Here is a 13,385-nt window from a genome sequence, read left to right as displayed (position 1 = left end):
GCCGGTGCGAACGGGAAAGGCCCTGGCCGGCCCCCCGCCCCGCCCTCCGCCGGGGCGGGGGCCGGGTGCGGTTCAGCCCCGCATGAAGGCCAGCAGGTCGGCGTTGATGACATCGGCATGGGTGGTGCACATGCCGTGCGACAGGCCGGGATAGGTCTTGAGCGCGCCGTGCTTCAGCAGCCGGATGGCAAGCAGGGCGGAATCCGCGATCGGCACGATCTGGTCGTCCTCGCCATGCATGACCAGCACGGGCACGTCGATCGCCTGGAGGTCCTCGGTGAAGTCGGTTTCCGAGAAGGCCTTGATGCAGTCGTAATGCGCCTTGGCGCCGCCCATCATGCCCTGGCGCCACCAATTGTCGACCACGCCCGGCGAGACCTTCGCGTCAGGCCGGTTGAAACCGTAGAAGGGGCCCGCCGGGATGTCGCGGAAGAACTGCGCCCGGTTCGCGACGAGGGCGGCGCGGAAGCCGTCGAACACCTCGAGCGGCAGGCCGCCCGGGTTCTTCTCGCTCCTGACCATCACCGGCGGCACGGCGCCGATCAGCACCGCCTTGGCCACGCGTCCGCCGCCGCCATGCCGCGCCACGTAGCGCGCCACCTCGCCGCCGCCGGTGGAGTGCCCGACATGGATGGCGTCGCGCAGGTCCAGATGCGCCGCCAGCGCGGCGACATCGGCCGCGTAGGTGTCCATCTCGTTGCCGCTGTCGGTCTGGGTGGAGCGGCCATGGCCCCGGCGGTCATGCGCGACGACGCGGTAGCCCTGCGCCAGGAAGAACAGCATCTGCGCGTCCCAGTCGTCGCTGCTCAGCGGCCAGCCATGGTGGAAGACGACCGGCTGCCCGGTCCCCCAGTCCTTGTAGAAGATCTCGGTGCCGTCCGCGGTGGTGAAGGTGGTCATCGTTCTGGCTCCTGCGTGGATCGGATCGCTGTGCCCGGCTGGCCACCGTGACAGTCCGCAGGCTGCGGCGATGGTGCGTCCCGTGGCGTGGCCGTCATGCGCGCCATCTATCGAGCATGCGGGACGGAAATTCTTGTGCATTCCGCCGCTTCCCTGGGCCGCTGGCCAATGCCACCTCTCCCGCGCCGCCTCCCCCTTGCCGACCCATCGCCGGGCCGCCTTCCGTGGAAGGCGGCCCGGCTCCGGCGCGGCGCCCCTCAGCCGCCGAAGCCCTCCAGCACGATCTTGCCGCGCGCCTTGCCGCTCTCGATCAGCGCGTGCGCGCGCTTCAGGTTGGCGGCGTTGATGGGGCCCATATGCTCGGCCAGGGTAGTGCGCAGCGTGCCCTCGTCCACCAGCCGCGCCACCTCGTTGAGCAGCTTGCCCTGCTCGTCCATGTCGGCGGTCTGGAACAGGGAGCGGGTGAACATCAGCTCCCAATGGATGGAGACGGATTTCCGCTTGAAGCGGTTCACGTCCAGCGTCTCCGGGTCGTCGATCAGGGCGAAGCGGCCCTGCGGCGCGATCAGCTCGGCGATCTCGGCCAGGTGCTGGTGCGTTTCCGTGGTCGAGAAGACGAAGGCGGGCGCGCCGATGCCGAGCGCCGCCACCTGCGCCGCCAGGGGCTGGCGGTGGTCCAGCACATGGTGCGCGCCCATCTCCCGCACCCAGGCCTGGGTCTCGGGGCGGGAGGCCGTGGCGATGACGGTGAGGTCCGTCAGCCGGCGGGCCAGCTGCACGGCGATGGAGCCGACGCCGCCCGCCCCACCGATGATCAGGATGGCGTGGCCGGCGCCGGGCACCGGGCGCGCCACCTCCAGCCGGTGGAACAGCGCCTCCCAGGCGGTGAGGGCGGTCAGCGGCAGGGCCGCCGCCTCGGCGTCGGACAAGCTGGCGGGCTTGCGGCCGACGATCCGCTCATCCACCAGGTGAAACTCGCTGTTGGTGCCGGGGCGGATGATCGAGCCGGCATAGGCCACGGCGTCCCCAGGCCGGAACAGGCTGGCCTCCGGACCCGCGGCGACCACCGTGCCGACGGCGTCCCAGCCCAGCACCTTCCACTGGCCGGGCTCGGCGGAGGCGCTGCGGCGGACCTTGGTGTCCACCGGGTTCACCGACACGGCCCGCACCTGCACCAGCAGGTCCCGCCCCGTCGGCTCGGGGCGCGGCAGCTCGATATCCTGCAACGACTCCGGGCGGTCGATGGCGCCGGCGGTCCGGTAGGCGATGGCCTTCATGGGGCTGCTCCTCGCAATGCTTCCGGCCGGAAGGTAAGGTTCCGGCGCTTCACGTCGATACGCACAAGCACTGCCCCTAGTGTCGAGATGGATACCGCCCATGGCCAAGCCCCGCCATTCCCGGCTGGACTGCAACCCCGGCTGCCCGGTGGAGGCGGCCGTCAGCCTGATCGACGGCAAGTGGAAATGCGTCATCCTGTTCCACCTGCTCGAAGGCACGATGCGCTTCAACGAGATGCGCCGGCGGCTGCCCGGCGTCACGCAGCGCACGCTGACCAACCAGCTGCGCGAGCTGGAGCAGGACGGGCTGGTCACCCGCACCGTCTATGCCCAGGTGCCGCCCAAGGTGGAATACAACCTCTCGCCACTCGGCCGCACGCTGGAGCCGGTCCTCGGCGCCCTGAAGCGATGGGGCGACGCGCATATCGGCCTGTTCGGCGGCAGCGCACCCAAGCCTGCGCCGGAGAGGGCCGCCAGTGCGGGGCACTCCTGAGCCGCGGCGGGCAGGCGGGGCAGCCCTTGCCAATCGCGAATTGGTCGCATTATCACATCTGCGGCCAGGCGTGGGCCTGCGCGGGGCACGGCAGGCCCACGCCTGGCCGCCCGCCTTCCCCAGGCCCCGCCCCGGCACCGCGCCAAGGACTGACCATGACCCGTGACCATGCCGCCGGTGCACCGCCCCCGCAGAAGGACAGGGTCCTGCTGGCGCTGATGGCCACCACCTTCTCCGGCAGCATGGCGATGATGGCCTTCGTCGCCCTCATCGGCCCCATCGCGCGGGTGGCGGGGCTGGCGCCGTGGCAGGCCGGCATGGCCGTCTCCGCCTCGGGCGTCATGTGGATGCTGGGCGCGCGCCCTTGGGGCCTGGCCAGCGACCGGCACGGCCGCCGGCCGGTGCTGCTGGCCGGCGCCCTGGGCTTCACCCTCTCCTACTGGGCGCTGTGCCTGATGATCGACGCGACGCTGCGCTGGGAGCTGCCGGCGGGCCTGGCCTTCCTCGGGCTGGCCCTGGGCCGCGCCTTGGTCGGCGGCACCTACGCGGCCATTCCCGCCGCCAGCGGCGCGCTGATCGCCGACCGGGTGCCGCCCGAGCGCCGGGCGGCGGCGATGGCCCTGCTCGGCACCGGCAGCGGCGCGGGGCTGGTGGTCGGGCCGGCGCTGGCGGCGCTGCTGGCCCAGTACGGGCTGAGCGTGCCGCTGCTCTTCACGGCGGCCCTGCCGCCCCTGGCGCTGCTGGTGCTGTGGCGGCTGGTGCCGGCGCAGCCCGCGCAGCCACGCCCGCCGCGCAAGGCGCTGCCGCTGTGGGACGCGCGGCTGCGCCACCCGCTCCTCACCGGCTTCACCGCCATGTTCAGCGTGGCCATCGCGCAGGTCACCATCGGCTTCTACGCGCTGGACCGCCTCGGCCTGGCGCCCGACGCGGCGGCGGAGGCGGCGGGCACGGCGCTGATGCTGGTGGGCCTCGCCCTGGTGCTTTCGCAGGCCCTGGCCACGCGGCTCCGCATCGCCCCGGCGCGGATGATCGGCCTCGGCACGCTGGTCGCGGCGGCCGGCTTCGGCAGCGTCGCGCTCGTCACCCAGGGCTGGATGCTGGGGGCCTGCTACTTCGTGGCGGCAGCCGGCATGGGCTGGGTGTTCCCCGCCTTCTCGGCGATGGTCGCCAACGCCGTGGGGCCGCAGGAGCAGGGCGGCGCGGCCGGCGCGGCCGGCGCGGCGCAGGGCCTCGGCATGGTGCTGGGGCCGGTGGCCGGAAGCCTGCTCTACATGCTCGGCCACAGCCTGCCCTACCTGCTGGTGGCGCTGATGCTGCTGGCCGTCTCGCTCTCCATGTGGGCGCGGCCGGCCGCAACCATGGCCGCGCCCGGCCCGCGCTGACGCGCCATCCACCGGCCCTCTCCCCCAGCCCAGCGGAGCCACACGCCTTGCAGCACCTGAGCGAACGTCTCGCGGCCCGGCAGCAGGATCTCGCCGCCTTCCGCCACGACCTGCACCGCCACCCCGAGATGGGCTTCGAGGAACGGCGCACGGCGGCGCGCGTCGCCGCCCGGCTGCGCGCCTGCGGCATCGCGGTGGAGGAGGGGCTGGCGGGCACCGGGGTCGTCGGCACCCTGCGCGGGCGCCGGCCGGGGCCGCGCAGCATCGCGCTGCGCGCCGACATGGACGCCCTGCCGATCCAGGAAGCCACCGGCCTGCCCTATGCCTCGGCCACGCCCGGGGTGATGCATGCCTGCGGGCATGACGGGCACACCACCATGCTGCTCGGCGCGGCGGAGGAGCTGGCGCGGAACCCGGATTTCGCCGGCACCGTCCACTTCATCTTCCAACCCGCCGAGGAGGGCCTCGGCGGCGGGCGGCGCATGGTGGAGGAAGGGCTGTTCGAGCGCTTCCCCGCCGATGCCGTGTTCGGCCTGCACAACGAGCCGGGGCTGGCGCTGGGCCGCTTCGGCCTGCGCGCCGGGCCGATGCTGGCGAATGTGGACAGCTGGTCCGTCACCTTCCGCGGCAGCGGCGGGCATGGCGCCGTGCCGCACCGCGCGACCGACCCGACCCAGCCGCTGGCCGCCTTCATCGGCGCTTTGCAGGGCGTCATCGGCCGCAACCTGCCGGCGCGGGAGACGGGGGTGCTGAGCGTCGGCCACATCGCCGCCGGCGACGCGCGGGCGCCGAACGTCATCCCCGCCGAGGCGCGCCTCTCCGGCACCGGCCGCTCCTTCCGCCCCGAGATCCGCGAGACCATGGGCCGCCGCCTGCGCGAACTGGCCGAGGCGCTGGCCGCCGCGCATGGCTGCGCGGCCGAGGTGGATTACCGGCACGACTACCCGGCGCTGGTGAACACGGCGGCGGAGGTGGCGCTGGCCGCCCGCGCCGCCGCCGCGCTGGCGGGCGCGGCGCAGGTGGACACCGACTATCCGCCGATCACGGCCGGCGAGGATTTCGCCTACATGCTCCAGGCCCGCCCCGGCGCCTTCATCCTGGTGGGCAATGGCGTGGCGGCGGATGGCAGCTTCCACCACGTCCACACCCCCCGCTACGACTTCAACGACGCGCTGCTGCCGGTCGGCGCCGCCTACTGGGTCAGCCTCGTGCAGCACGCGCTGGGGGAAGGCGCATGAACCCCGCGCGCCGGGTGCTGCTGGGCGCCGCCCTCGCCCTCCCCACCCTGCTGCCGGCACGCGCCGCGCGGGCGCAGCGGACGCCGGAACCGGCCGGAACGGAGGGGCACCCGCTGGTGGAGCGGTTCGCGCTGGGCCTGGGCGAAGGGCCGCCCTGGTCCATCCAGCTCGCGCGCCCGGCCACGCCGCCGCCCGCCGCGGGCTACCCGCTGCTGACGCTGCTGGACGGCAACGGCACCTTCCCGCTGGCCTGGCAGGCGCGCGAGGCGGCGGGCGCCGCCGGCGTGGCGCTGCTGGCCATCGACCACCCCACCGGGCCGCGGCACGACCCCGAACGGCGCTTCCTCGACCTGACGCCGCCCACCCCCGCCGAGGCCTTCGGTCCGCGCCGCGACAACCCGCCGCCCTCCGGCGGGCGGGAGCGGTTCCTCGATTTCCTGGAGACGGCGCTGCGCCCGGCGGTGGCCGCCCGCCTGCCGCTGGACCCGGCGCGGCAGACGCTGTTCGGCCACTCGCTGGGCGGGCTGCTCGGGCTGCACGCGCTGTTCACACGGCCGCAGCTGTTCAACGCCTATGCGCTGGCGGACCCCTCCATCTGGTGGAACCGCCGCTCCGTGCTGGATGAGCAGACAGCCTTCCTGGCCGGCCTGCGCGCCGCCGGCGGGCGGCTGGCGCGGCCGATGGACGTGCTGATCTCGGTGGCCGGGGTGTCGCGGCCGGGGCCCTACCGCGCCGCCATCGGCAACGGGCCGGGCGGGCTGGAGACGGCGCGCGCCCTGGCCGCCATCCCGGGGCTGCGCGTCGGCTTCCGCCGCATGGAGGGCGAGACGCATGGCAGCATGGTGCCCGGGGCGGTGGCCGATGCGCTGGTGCTGGCCACCGGCCGCATGCCGGAGGGCAGCGCCCCGCCCTGAACGGCCCCGCGCCGGCTTGCCCCGGCCACTTCGGGCGCCTATTGAGAATGAGTATCAATGCTGGCCGGGCGGCCCCCGCCCGCCGGCGCCGCCGAGAACGGACCCCCGCCTTGATCCCACTGCGACAGGAATGGCCCCCCGAATTCGCGGCGCGCTACCGCGCGGCCGGCCACTGGCGGGGCGAGACCTTCCCCGGCTTCCTGCGCCAGCGCGCCGCCGAGCGGCCGGAGGCGCTGGCGGTGATCGGCGGCGGGCAGCGCTGGACCTATGCGGAGTTGCACGCCCGCGCCGAGGCGGCCGCCGCCGGCTTCCTCGCCCTCGGGCTGCGGCCGGGCGAGCGGGTGGTGGTCCAGCTCGGCAACATCCCGGAGTTCTTCCCGGCCGTGTTCGGCCTGTTCCTGGCCGGGCTGGTGCCGGTCTATGCGCTGCCGGCGCACCGCATCGCCGAACTGGCGCATTTCGCCGCGAAATCCGAGGCCAGCGCCTACATCGCCGCCGCGCGCGGCACGGACGGCTTCGACCACCGCCCCCTCGCCCGTGCCCTGCGCGAAGCCGCGCCGGGGCTGCGGCATGTCGTCATCGTCGGCGAGGCGGAGGAGTTCACCGCCTTCGAGAGCCTCGATGGCGACCGCGCCGCGCTGCCGCCGGACCCGGACCCGGCGAGCGTCGCCTTCCTGCAGATCTCGGGCGGCACCACGGGCCTGTCCAAGCTCATCCCGCGCACGCATGACGACTACATCTACAGCTTCCGCGCCAGCAACGAGATCTGCGGCGTCACGGCGGAAAGCGTGTTCCTCGTCGCCCTGCCGGCGGCGCACAACTTCCCGATGAGCTCGCCCGGCCACATGGGCGCCCTCTACGCCGGCGCCCGCGTGGTGCTGAGCCCGACGCCGAGCCCCGAGACCGCCTTCCCCCTCATCGCGCAGGAGCGCGTGACCATCACCGGCCTTGTGCCGCCGCTGGCGCTGCTCTGGGCGCAGGCCGCGGCCGGCGGGCGGCACGACCTCTCCAGCCTGGAGGTGCTGCTGGTGGGCGGTGCCAAGCTGACGCCCGAGGCGGCGCGCCGCGTTCAGGACGCCCTGCCCGCCCGGCTGCAGCAGGTCTTCGGCATGGCCGAGGGGCTGGTGAACTACACCCGCCTCGACGACCCGGACCCCATCGTGCTGGAGACGCAGGGCCGCCCGATCAGCCCGGATGACGAGGTGCGCATCGTCGATGACCTGGGCGAGGAGGTGCCGGAGGGCGAGCCGGGCTACCTGCTGGCGCGCGGCCCCTACACCATCCGCGCCTACCACAATGACGACGCGGCCAATGCCCGCTCCTTCACGCCAGACGGCTTCTACCGCACGGGCGACGTGGTGCGCCGCCTGCCCGGCGGCTACCTGGTGGTGCAGGGCCGCGCGGGCGACCACATCAACCGCGCCGGCGAGAAGATCTCCGCCGAGGAGATCGAGGACCACCTCCTCGCCCATCCGAACGTGTTCGACGCCGCCGTCGTCTCCGTGCCGGACGAATTCCTCGGCGAGCGCAGCTGCGCCTTCGTCATCCCGCAGGGGGAGCGGCCGCGCGCCCCGGCGCTGAAGGCCTGGATGCGCGGCCGCGGCATCGCCGAGTTCAAGGTGCCGGACCAGATCGTGCTGGTGGAGGCCTTCGAGACCACGGCCGCCGGCAAGATCAGCCGCCGCGAGCTGCGGGCCCGCCTGCGCGCCCGGCTGCTGGCCCAAGAGAATGCCGACTGAGGAAGAGGACCGCACGACATGGCCGAAGCCGCCACCCCGCCCCTGACGCGGGCGCAGATGCGCGCCGACATCGCCCGCGCCCTGCGCATGGCGCCCGATGAGTTCGGCGATGACGAGGACCTCTCCGACCTGGGCCTGGACTCACTCCGCGCCATCGACCTGGTGACGCGCTGGGGACAGGCCGGGCTGTCGCTCGATTTCGGCGCGCTGGCCGAGAAGCTCACGGTGGAGGCCTGGTGGGCGGTGGCCGAGCGGACGATGGCGCGGCCCGCCCATGGCTGAGGATCTCCGCTGCGCCGAGCCGCCGCTGACCCTTCCCCCGGCGGCGGACGGCCCCCCCCTGCCGCTGACTGAGGCGCAGGAAGGGCTGTGGTTCGCGCAGCGGATCGACCCCGGAAATCCGGTCTTCAACACCGGGCAGTACCTGGAATTCCACGGCCCGCTGGACCGCGCCGCCTTCCGCGCGGCGGTGGACGGCATGGTGGCGGAGGCCGGGTGCCTGGCCTTGCGCATCCGCGAGACGCCAACCGGCGTGGTGCAGCAGCCCGACCCGGCGCTGCGCCCCTGGCTGGAGGTGGTGGACCTCTCCGCCGCGCCGGATCCGCTCGCCGCCGCGCGCGGCGCCATGCGGCGCGACATGGACATGCCCGTGGACCCGGCGCGCGGCGGCCTCGCGGCCGAGCGGCTCTACTGCCTCTCGCCCACGCACCACCTCTGGTACCAGCGCGCCCATCACCTGGTGCTGGATGGCTATGGCACGGAGCTGCTGGTGCACCGCGTCGCCGCGCTCTACGCCGCGCGCGTGGCCGGCACCGATCCGGGCGCGCCGCTGGCCCCCTTCGCCGCCGCGGTGGAGGCGGATGCCGCCTACCGCGCCTCGCCTCGCCGTGCCGCCGACGCCGCCCACTGGCGGCAGGCCATGGCGGGGGCGCCGGAGGCGGTGGGCTTCACCCCCGGCGCGGCGCGCACCGCCCGTTCCGCTCACCGCGCCGAGGCCGCGATCGATGCCGCCACGGGCGCGGCGCTGCGCCGCCTCGCCGCCGCGCAGGAGGCCGCCTGGCCCGACCTGCTCACCGCCCTGCTCGGCGCCTATTGCCGCCGCATCGCGGGGGAGGAGGAGACGGTGGTCGGCGCCACCTTCATGAACCGCTTCGGCAGCGCGGCCGCCCGCGCGCCCTCCACGCAGATGAACGTGCTGCCGCTGCGCATCCGGCTGGACGAGGCGGCGCCGCTGGCCGAGGCGGTGGAGCCGGTCCTGGCCCAGCTCGCGCGGCTGCGCCGGCATGGCCGCTACCGTGGCGAGCAGCTGCGGCGCGATCTCGGCCGCATCGGCGCCGGGCGGCGGCTGCATGGCGCCATCATCAACATCCAGCCCTTCCACGGCATCCCCGCCTTTCCCGGGTGCACGGCCGAACTGCGCCTGCTGGGCACCGGCCCGGTGGACGACATCACCTTCGACCTGCGCACCGACCCCGGCGCCGCCACGCTGCGCCTGGACGTGGAGGCCAACCCCGACCTCTACACCGCCGCGGAGGCCGCCGCGCACGCCACCCGTGCCGCGCATTTCATCGCCGCCGCGCTGGAGGCCGGGCGCCTGGACGCCGTGCCCACCGCCACGCCCGAGGAGGCACGGCGCTTCACCATCGCAGCGAACGCCACCGACCACCCGGTGCCGGACACCACCCTCGTCGCGCTGATCGCCCGCGCCATGGCGGCCACGCCGGAGGCGACGGCGCTGCGTTTCGAGGGCGCTTCCCTCTCCTATCGGGAGCTGGACCGGCGCAGCGCGGCGCTGGCCGCCGAACTCGCCGCGCGCGGCATCGGCGCGGGGGACCGCGTGGCCGTGGCGCTGGAGCGCTCGCCGGAATTGGTGGTGGCCCTGCTGGGTACGCTGCGCGCCGGCGCCGCCTACCTGCCGCTGGACCCGGCGCATCCGCCCGAACGTCTGGCGCGCATCCTGGCCTCCGCCCGGCCGCCCCTGATCCTGGCCGCCACGCCGTTGGCGGAGGGGGTGGAGACGCTGCCCCCCGCCGCCTGGCCGGCATCGGGCGAGGCTCCGCCCGGCCCTGCGCCGGGGGATGCGGCCTATGCCCTCTACACCTCCGGCTCCACCGGCGAGCCGAAGGGCGTGGTCATCGAGCACCGCGCCATCGTCAACCGGCTGGAGTGGATGCGGCAGCACTACGGCTTCACCGCCGCCGACCGCGTTCTGCAGAAGACCGCCGCCACCTTCGACGTCTCGGTCTGGGAGTTCTTCCTCCCCCTGATCTGCGGCGGCACGCTGGTGCTGGCGCCCCCCGGCGCGCAGCGCGACCCGGCGGCGATCGCCGCGCTGATTCGCGACGAGGGCATCACCGCCGCGCATTTCGTGCCCTCGATGCTGGCCGCCTTCCTGGCCCACCCCGCCGCGCGGGGCCTCGCAATGCACCGCGTCTTCTGCTCGGGCGAGGCGCTGACGGCGGAGCTGCGCGACCGCTTCCACGCCACGCTGACCGCGGAGCTGCACAACCTCTACGGCCCCACCGAGGCGGCCGTGGACGTGACCTACTGGGACGCCTCGGCGGGCGACACGAGCAACCCGCTGCCGATCGGCCACCCCGTCTGGAACACCCGGATGTACGTGCTGGACGAGGCGCTGCGGCCCCTGCCGGCCGGCGTCACCGGGCACCTGTTCATCGGCGGCGTGCAGTTGGCGCGGGAGTATCTCGGCCGGCCGGACCTGACCGAGCGCGCCTTCATCCCCGACCCCTTCCACCCCGGCGCGCGGATGTACCGCACGGGCGACCTCGCCCGTTTCCGGGATGATGGCGCCATCCTCTATCTCGGCCGCTCGGACGGACAGGTGAAGCTGCGCGGCTTCCGCATCGAGCTGGGCGAGATCGAGGCGGCGCTCGGCACCTCGCCGATGGTGGCGCAGGCCCGCGTCATCGCGCGGGAGGACCGGGCGGGGGACCGGCGCCTCGTCGCCTACCTCGTGCCGGGCGAGGGTTACGACCCGGCGGCGCTGCGCGCGCATCTGGCCGCCCGGCTGCCGGACCACATGCTGCCCGCCGCCCTGGTGCCGCTGCCCGCCCTGCCGGTGAACAGCAGCGGCAAGCTGGACCGCACCGCCCTCCCCGCCCCCGAACTGCCCGCCACCCCGGGCCGCCCGCCGGAGGGCCAGACCGAGCGCCGCCTCGCCGCCCTCTTCGCCGCGGCGCTGGGCCTGCCGGAGATCGGCGCAGAGGAGGATTTCTTCGCCGCCGGCGGCAATTCTCTGCTCGCGGTGGAGCTGATGCTGCGGGTGCAGGAGGAGTTCGGCCGCGACCCGGGCCTCGGCGCGCTGTTCGAGCACCCGACGGTCGCCCGCCTCGCCGTGCTGCTGGAGGCCGATGCCCTGCCGCCCGGCGATGACGGGCTGCGCCCGCTGATCCGCCTCGGGCGCGGCGAGGCGGAGCGGCCGCCGCTCCACGTGGTGCATCCGGCGGGCGGCATCGCCTGGTGCTATGGCCGCCTCGCCCGTGCGCTGGGGCCGGAGATCCCGGTGCTGGGCCTGCAGGCCCCGGCGCTGGACAGCGCCAGCCCGCCGCCCGCCAGCCTGGAGGCGCTGGCGGAGGATTACGTGGCGCGGCTGCTCGCCACCCATCCGGGCGGGCCGGTGCATCTGGCGGGCTGGTCGGTCGGCGGCATCATCGCGCAGGCGATGGCGGTGCGGCTGCGGGCGCTGGGCCGTGCCGTCGGCACGCTGGCGCTGCTCGATTCCTACCCCGCCGAGGCCTGGCGCGCCGAGCCGGAGCCGGAGCCCGGCGCCCTGTTCCGCGCCCTGCTGGCCATCGCCGGGCACGACCCGGCGCGGCACCCGGAGTTGCCGATGCGGCGGGGGCCGGTGCTGGCCTTCCTGCGCCAGGGCGGCACGCCGCTCGGCCGCCTGCCCGAGGCGGTGCTGGATGGCGTGATGCGGGTGATGGAGGGCAACAACCGCCTCGTCCGCGGCCACCGCCATGGCCGGTTCGACGGCACGCTGCTGCATTTCCGCGCCGCGCGCGACCATGCCGGCCGCGCCCTCTCCCCTGCGATGTGGGCGCCGCACGCCGCATCGGTGGAGGTGGTGGAGGTGCCCGCCCTGCATGGCGAGATGATCGGCGCCGCGGCCGTGGCGCAGATCGCCCCCGTGCTGCGCCGCCGCCTCGGCCCGTAGAACGGACGAACGGGTTTCCAAAGGCCTCAGGCCTTTGGCGGGGAGAGTTCGAGAGGGGCAGAGCCCCTCTCGAGAGTCCCTCAGGCGCGGATCAGGCTGACCGTGTCGCCGCGCGGGTCCTCGGGCGGCGGTACGGGCGCCTGTCCCGGCGCCGGGCGCGGCCCGGCCTTCGCCTTGTTGCTGACATAGGCGAGGCCCGAACGAGGGTCCACCGCCACGGTGTTCGGGTGCGTGCCGGTCTCCAGGCTGGCCCTTACGGTCAGGCTGCTCGTCTCCACCAGGCTCACCGTGCCGGCGCCGCGATTGGCCACATAGGCCAGCGCGCCATCGGGCGAGAGGGTGATGCCGAGCGCGCCCGCGCCCGTCTCCAGCGCCTTCACCAGCGTCTCCGAGGCGGCGTCCAGCACGGTGAGCTGCCCGCTCTTCTGGTTGGCGCAGAACAGGCGGCCGCTGGCGGCGTGGTATTCCACGTTGATCAGCCCCTCGCCGCCCGAGGCGAAGCGGCGCACCCCGGCGCGGCGGGCGAGGCTCACCTCCACCACCTCGTTCGGCCCCAGCGCGCCGGCGAAGAGGCGGTCCCCCGCCGGATCGTAGGCCAGACCGGAGATGCCGCCCTCCAGCCCCTCGGTGATGACATGGGCGACGGTGTTGGCCGCCGTGTCCACCACCCAGATGGCGCTCGGCTTGTCGCGGTAGCCGAAGATGGAGACGAAGGCGCGGTTGCGCGCCTCGTCCACCACCACGTGGCGCAGATGCGCCCCCTCGCCCTCGCCGATCCGCGCCTTCACCTGGCCGCTGCGCAGGTCGATGGCGACCAGCCGGCCGCTGCGCGTGCCGGTGCCGAACAGCGTGCCCGTGGCGTCGTTCACGCCGAGGCCGAACACCGTGTCGGCGCCCAGCTCGATGGTGGAGCGCACCTCCAGCGTGCGCAGGTCGAGGCCGAGGATGCGGGCACTGTCGGCGCCGCGCGGGCCGGTGCTCGCCACATGCACAAGGTCGGTGGTGGTGCTGACGGCCAGCTCGTACAGGCCGGGCGCCAGCTTCACGGTCTTCTCCACCGTGGCGGCGGCGCGTGCCGGCGCGGCGCGCAGGGCGAAGGTGGCCGCGCCGAGCAGGGCAAGCGCGTGGCGGCGCCGGAGCACCGGCGGGGCGGAGAGAGCGCTGGCATGGGTGGGAGGCATTGCAGGCCTTTCCTGAGGCTATCGCGCCAAATTGCGAATGGTTATCATTAACACCAACCCGGAGAGGCGACAATCGCCGCGGCG

10 protein-coding genes are annotated in these 13,385 nt (G+C 74.5%); 7 read left to right on the top strand and 3 right to left on the bottom strand.

Features of this window, described 5'->3' with window-relative positions; translation table 11 throughout:
- Positions 1 to 72: 72 nt before the first annotated feature.
- Together CR165_RS17205 and CR165_RS17200 are read right to left on the bottom strand one after the other, a co-directional pair.
- Positions 73 to 900, bottom strand: coding sequence for an alpha/beta fold hydrolase (locus CR165_RS17205; RefSeq protein ID WP_219929779.1), 828 nt, complete (start codon positions 898 to 900; stop codon positions 73 to 75).
- Positions 901 to 1,157: 257 nt separating this feature from the next.
- Positions 1,158 to 2,177 carry a zinc-binding alcohol dehydrogenase family protein gene (locus CR165_RS17200; protein ID WP_109518176.1) on the bottom strand — a complete coding sequence of 340 codons (1,020 nt, stop codon included), beginning with the start codon at positions 2,175 to 2,177 and terminating at the stop codon, positions 1,158 to 1,160.
- A gap of 100 nt (positions 2,178 to 2,277) precedes the next feature.
- On the opposite strand from CR165_RS17200, the gene CR165_RS17195 reads away from it, so the two are divergent.
- The 7 genes from CR165_RS17195 (at position 2,278) to CR165_RS17165 (ending at position 12,120) form a co-directional block, all read left to right on the top strand.
- Positions 2,278 to 2,670: a winged helix-turn-helix transcriptional regulator gene (locus CR165_RS17195; protein ID WP_109518175.1), complete on the top strand. Its 393-nt coding sequence runs from the start codon at positions 2,278 to 2,280 to the stop codon at positions 2,668 to 2,670.
- A 155-nt stretch (positions 2,671 to 2,825) separates the two neighbouring features.
- Positions 2,826 to 4,052, top strand: coding sequence for an MFS transporter (locus tag CR165_RS17190; protein WP_219929778.1), 1,227 nt, complete (start codon positions 2,826 to 2,828; stop codon positions 4,050 to 4,052).
- 47 nt (positions 4,053 to 4,099) lie between these two features.
- A complete protein-coding gene (locus tag CR165_RS17185; RefSeq protein ID WP_245906520.1) occupies positions 4,100 to 5,290 on the top strand; it encodes an amidohydrolase in 1,191 nt (396 codons plus the stop codon).
- The gene (locus tag CR165_RS17180) at positions 5,287 to 6,204 is read left to right on the top strand and encodes an alpha/beta hydrolase (protein WP_109518174.1); all 918 of its coding nucleotides are present in this window, start codon (positions 5,287 to 5,289) and stop codon (positions 6,202 to 6,204) included. The genes CR165_RS17185 and CR165_RS17180 overlap by 4 nt, the downstream gene beginning before the upstream one ends.
- 110 nt (positions 6,205 to 6,314) lie before the next feature.
- Complete coding sequence (locus tag CR165_RS17175; RefSeq protein ID WP_181378215.1) at positions 6,315 to 7,943, top strand: (2,3-dihydroxybenzoyl)adenylate synthase; 1,629 nt, start codon at positions 6,315 to 6,317, stop codon at positions 7,941 to 7,943.
- Between the two features lie 18 nt (positions 7,944 to 7,961).
- A complete protein-coding gene (locus CR165_RS17170; RefSeq protein ID WP_109518172.1) occupies positions 7,962 to 8,225 on the top strand; it encodes a phosphopantetheine-binding protein in 264 nt (87 codons plus the stop codon).
- On the top strand, positions 8,218 to 12,120 hold the full coding sequence (locus CR165_RS17165) for a non-ribosomal peptide synthetase (protein WP_109518171.1): 3,903 nt from the start codon (positions 8,218 to 8,220) through the stop codon (positions 12,118 to 12,120). Before CR165_RS17170 ends, CR165_RS17165 begins: the two co-directional genes overlap by 8 nt.
- 80 nt (positions 12,121 to 12,200) lie before the next feature.
- On the opposite strand, the gene CR165_RS17160 is transcribed toward CR165_RS17165, so the two are convergent.
- On the bottom strand, positions 12,201 to 13,301 hold the full coding sequence (locus tag CR165_RS17160) for a YncE family protein (RefSeq protein ID WP_109518170.1): 1,101 nt from the start codon (positions 13,299 to 13,301) through the stop codon (positions 12,201 to 12,203).
- Positions 13,302 to 13,385: the final 84 nt, after the last annotated feature.

It is taken from the genome of Teichococcus aestuarii, assembly GCF_003116135.1.
Classification (GTDB): domain Bacteria; phylum Pseudomonadota; class Alphaproteobacteria; order Acetobacterales; family Acetobacteraceae; genus Pseudoroseomonas; species Pseudoroseomonas aestuarii.
Note: the sequence above shows the minus strand (reverse complement) of the source record. Positions and strands in the feature narration are given on the sequence as shown.

Bases quoted from the DNA above. Each gene is read 5' to 3' on its own strand.
- CR165_RS17165 (WP_109518171.1), top strand. From the start codon at position 8,218: ATGGCTGAGGATCTCCGCTGCGCCGAGCCGCCGCTGACCCTTCCCCCG.
- CR165_RS17180 (WP_109518174.1), top strand. From the start codon at position 5,287: ATGAACCCCGCGCGCCGGGTGCTGCTGGGCGCCGCCCTCGCCCTCCCC.
- CR165_RS17190 (WP_219929778.1), top strand. From the start codon at position 2,826: ATGACCCGTGACCATGCCGCCGGTGCACCGCCCCCGCAGAAGGACAGG.
- CR165_RS17200 (WP_109518176.1), bottom strand. From the start codon at position 2,177: ATGAAGGCCATCGCCTACCGGACCGCCGGCGCCATCGACCGCCCGGAG.
- CR165_RS17205 (WP_219929779.1), bottom strand. From the start codon at position 900: ATGACCACCTTCACCACCGCGGACGGCACCGAGATCTTCTACAAGGAC.
- CR165_RS17195 (WP_109518175.1), top strand. From the start codon at position 2,278: ATGGCCAAGCCCCGCCATTCCCGGCTGGACTGCAACCCCGGCTGCCCG.
- CR165_RS17160 (WP_109518170.1), bottom strand. From the start codon at position 13,301: ATGCCTCCCACCCATGCCAGCGCTCTCTCCGCCCCGCCGGTGCTCCGG.
- CR165_RS17170 (WP_109518172.1), top strand. From the start codon at position 7,962: ATGGCCGAAGCCGCCACCCCGCCCCTGACGCGGGCGCAGATGCGCGCC.